The sequence below is a fragment of the uncultured Thiodictyon sp. genome (assembly GCA_903837595.1).
In the GTDB taxonomy this organism is placed as follows: Bacteria; Pseudomonadota; Gammaproteobacteria; order Chromatiales; family Chromatiaceae; genus Thiodictyon.
On sequence record CAILVI010000180.1, the window covers coordinates 1 to 1945 of the forward strand.

Genomic DNA, 1945 nt, shown 5'->3' on the forward strand with positions numbered 1-1945 from the left:
CGGGTACGAAAATTCCGATCAGCTCCCCCTGCTCCATCCCCAACCCATCATTTTCCATAATATAAATTATGCGACTTTCTGCAGTGGCGCATGACCAACATCGTAACTTATGCCTGCATCATGGCGGGTCACTGAATGGCCAGCGATTCTCATTGCGAGTGAGTTGCGGTCGCGGGTGATTGGGGTGCGACCTGTTGACTCAGGGTAAAGATTTGGGATTCCCCTGAGTACCTCGGATGTGATTCCAAGGAGTCATGCATCCGCTCGAAGACATGATTCAAGACCTGAAGAGGGTTTGCGCTGGGCTTGAAGACAAGCGCCAGGGGCAGGGCTATCGATATTCGATGGCAGATATCGGGTTGGCCGCTTTCTCTGTGTTCTTTATGCAAAGTCCATCTCTTTTGGCCCATCAGCGGGCTCTTCAGGAGGGGCAGGGTCGGTCGAACGGCGAGACGCTGCTGGGGATGACGGCGATCCCTTGTGACAACCATATCCGTACCATGCTGGACGGTACCAACCCGGCGGCGTTCGACGGGCTGTTCCTGAACGGATTGGCGGCTCTGTCGCAGGCCGGAGCGCTGGCATCGTTTCAGCGTCTGGAGGGACGGTTGCTGGTCGCGCTCGACGGGACTGAGCATTTCTGCTCCCGCAAGATCAAGTGTGCGGCCTGTTCGCAACGGAAGCGTTCCGATGGCGGGACCGAATATTTCCATTCCTTCCTCGGCGCGACCGTGGTTGCTCCCGGCCATGCCCAGGTTCTGCAACTGCCGCCCGAGTTCATCACCCCGCAGGACGGAGCCCTCAAACAGGACTGCGAGCGCGCTGCGGCCAAGCGTTGGCTTGCCAAGCATGGCCCCGCTCTCGCCGTCTACCGGCCGATTTACCTCGGCGATGACCTGTTCGCCTGTCAGCCGAACGTCGAGGCCATTCTCGCCAGCGGCGGCAGTTTCATCCTTACCTGCAAATCAACCTCGCACAAGACCATCGCCGAATACCTGGACGGCGCCGAACTGGAAGAACATCGCCAGGCTATCCGTAAGAACGGCAAGACCAGTACGATCACCTATCGGTGGCTGAACCAAATCCCACTGAGAGCGTCGAAAGATGCACTCAACGTAAACTGGTTTTCGATCGAAATTCGCAACGCTGCGGGTAAGCGTACCTATTTCAACTCCTTTATCACCGACATCGAAGTCTTTGCCGGCAACGTTGTCGAGCTCGCCGCCTGCGGCCGAGCTCGATGGAAAATCGAGAACGAAACCTTTAACGTTCTGAAAACTGACGGCTATAATCTCGAACACAACTTTGGCCATGGCAAGGTTACCCTGGCCAGTGTCCTCGTTACCTTGAATCTGATGGCTTTTGCCTTTCACACAATCGCCAACCTCACCGTCCTGGCCTGGCGCGAAGCGGTCGCCGCCCGCGGCGCCACCTATGAATTCTTTCAGCACCTGCGCACGATCACCGTCTACATCGTGTTCCCGGACTGGCCGACCCTCCTCCACACCATTGCGCACCCAAAAGCCCGACCACCTCCCTGAGTCCCCCCAAAAAAACAGCATTCGTTCATAGTTTGTTCGAAAAGAAATCATCAGAAACGTAGAAATGAGAATTGCTGGCTCGGAAGGTCCGGGCAAATCGGGAGAACCAAGTCCCGGGGGGTCTGGGGGGCCTCGCGGCCCCCCAGCCTTAAAATAAGCACCTTGATCAGGCCCCCCGGTTGCCCGTCACTTTTTTTGCGGCGCCAGTTCCAGCGAGCTGGTCAGCACGGCATCGATGCGCGCCTTGAGCGCGCTCAGGGCGACCGGCTTGACCAGATAGCCGTTGACGGCGTGCTCGCGGGCAAACATCACGGTATCCTTGCTGGCATCGCCGGTCAGCATGACCACCGGGGTGGCGGCGATGTCGGGAATATCTTCCGGGTGGTCGCGCAGGGCGGGGGTTA

General features: G+C 58.0%; 1 protein-coding gene and 1 pseudogene. One reads left to right on the plus strand and one right to left on the minus strand.

From position 1 onward, the window contains the following. The first annotated feature begins 254 nt into the window (after positions 1-254). On the plus strand, positions 255-1541 hold the full coding sequence (locus QZY44_RS09625) for an ISNCY family transposase (RefSeq protein WP_295445584.1): 1287 nt from the start codon (positions 255-257) through the stop codon (positions 1539-1541). A 186-nt stretch (positions 1542-1727) separates the two neighbouring features. Here QZY44_RS09625 and QZY44_RS09630 read toward each other — a convergent pair. After that, a pseudogene (locus QZY44_RS09630) lies at positions 1728-1945 on the minus strand (hypothetical protein); the annotation flags it as partial.